The organism is Microcystis aeruginosa LEGE 91341 (assembly GCF_015206885.1).
Taxonomy (GTDB): domain Bacteria; phylum Cyanobacteriota; class Cyanobacteriia; order Cyanobacteriales; family Microcystaceae; genus Microcystis; species Microcystis aeruginosa_H.
In genome coordinates, this window is sequence record NZ_JADEXY010000260.1 from 1 (window position 1) to 1,635 (window position 1,635).

Below are 1,635 nucleotides of genomic sequence, written 5' to 3' on the forward strand. Positions count from 1 at the left end.
GTTTTGGGGTTTTGGGGTTTTGGGGTTTTAGTTCCATCTCCCCACCTCCCCACTTCCCCACCTCCCCAATTCATAATTCATAATTCATAATTCATAATTCATAATTCCCCAATTCGTATGAGAGATTCCCTATCGAGCCATCTAAGAGTACAACAACACTGCCTCAATCAAGTTAAATTAGCCGTGAGAAAGCAGGGCTTTAGCAGTCAACGCTCCTTAGCCAAAGAAGCTGAATTTAGTCTGGCTACTGTCAGTAACTTCCTGACTGGTAAACCGGTAGAACAAGCCACTTTTGAACAAATTTGTCGTCGATTATGCCTTGACTGGCAAGAAATAGCCGCCCTGAATTTTCAGCTAAAAACACCCCCTCAAGACAAAATTCCGGTTAATTCGGCAGCCAAGAGCGAAAAATTGGACACATTACCCCCCTATCCTAATGGAGCAGTTCCCCTTGGTTCCCCATTTTATTTAGAACGTCTTCCCCTCGAAGAACAGATAAGGCAGGAAATCAAGAAACCGGGGGCTTTAGTGCGGATAAAAGCTCCCAAAGAAATGGGCAAAACCTCCCTACTTTTGAGAATGCTCGATTTTGCTAAACAGCAAGGCTACCGCACGGTGAGTTTGAACTTAGAACAGGTGGACCAGACGATTTTGGCTGATTTAAACCAATTTTTGCGCTGGTTGTGTGCCAATGCCGCCCGTCAACTACAGTTAAAACCCCAATTAGATGAGTATTGGGATGAGGATTTAGGCAGCAAGATTAGCTGTACGGTTTACATTCAAGACTATCTCCTGGAATCGATTACCGCCCCCATTGTCCTGGCTCTCGATGAACTTAATCAGATATTTGAACATCCCCAAGTGGCCAAGGATTTTTTACCGCTGCTGCGTTCTTGGTACGAGGAAGCCAAAACCCTACCTATCTGGCAAAAACTCCGTCTTATCGTCGTCCATTCCACAGAAATTTATGTCCCCCTGCAGCTCAATCAATCCCCCTTTAACGTGGGATTCCCCGCACAGATAAGTCATTTTAGTCTTGAGGAGGTATTGCAATTAGCCCAACGTTATCAACTCACCTGGGAAAATCAGGAAAAAGTCCAACAACTGATGGAGCTAGTGGGAGGACATCCAGCTTTGCTACAAACTGCCCTCTACTATCTCAGTCGGGAGGAAATAACCATGACGCAAATATTAACCAGTGCCACCTCTGTCACGGGGATTTATGCCAATCACCTGCGGCGCCATTGGGCGGTATTAGAACAACAGCCGGAACTAGCAAAAGCCCTCGATCGGGTGATGAGCGCGGTGGAACCAGTACAATTAGACCCAATTCTCGCTTATAAACTCAGCAGTATGGGGCTACTCAAACAATCGGGAGATAAAGTAGTACCAGGCTATGAATTGTATCGACGCTATTTTTTAGAGGTGAAATCCTCTATCAGTTATCAGTAAACAGTTATCAGTTATCAGTTATCAGTTATCAGTTATCAGTTATCAGCTATCAGTTATCAGTTATCAGTTATCAGTTATCAGTTATCCGTTATCAGTTATCAGTTATCAGTTATCAGTTATCAGTTATCAGTTATCAGTTATCAGTTATCAGCTTTTGAAGGCAACAGGCAAGAGGCAAAAGAC

1 protein-coding gene is annotated in these 1,635 nt (G+C 44.0%); it reads left to right on the plus strand.

Features of this window, described 5'->3' with window-relative positions; all coding sequences use genetic code 11:
• The first annotated feature begins 117 nt into the window (after nucleotides 1-117).
• A complete protein-coding gene (locus IQ234_RS20715) occupies nucleotides 118-1,452 on the plus strand; it encodes an AAA-like domain-containing protein (protein ID WP_193958453.1) in 1,335 nt (444 codons plus the stop codon).
• Nucleotides 1,453-1,635: the final 183 nt, after the last annotated feature.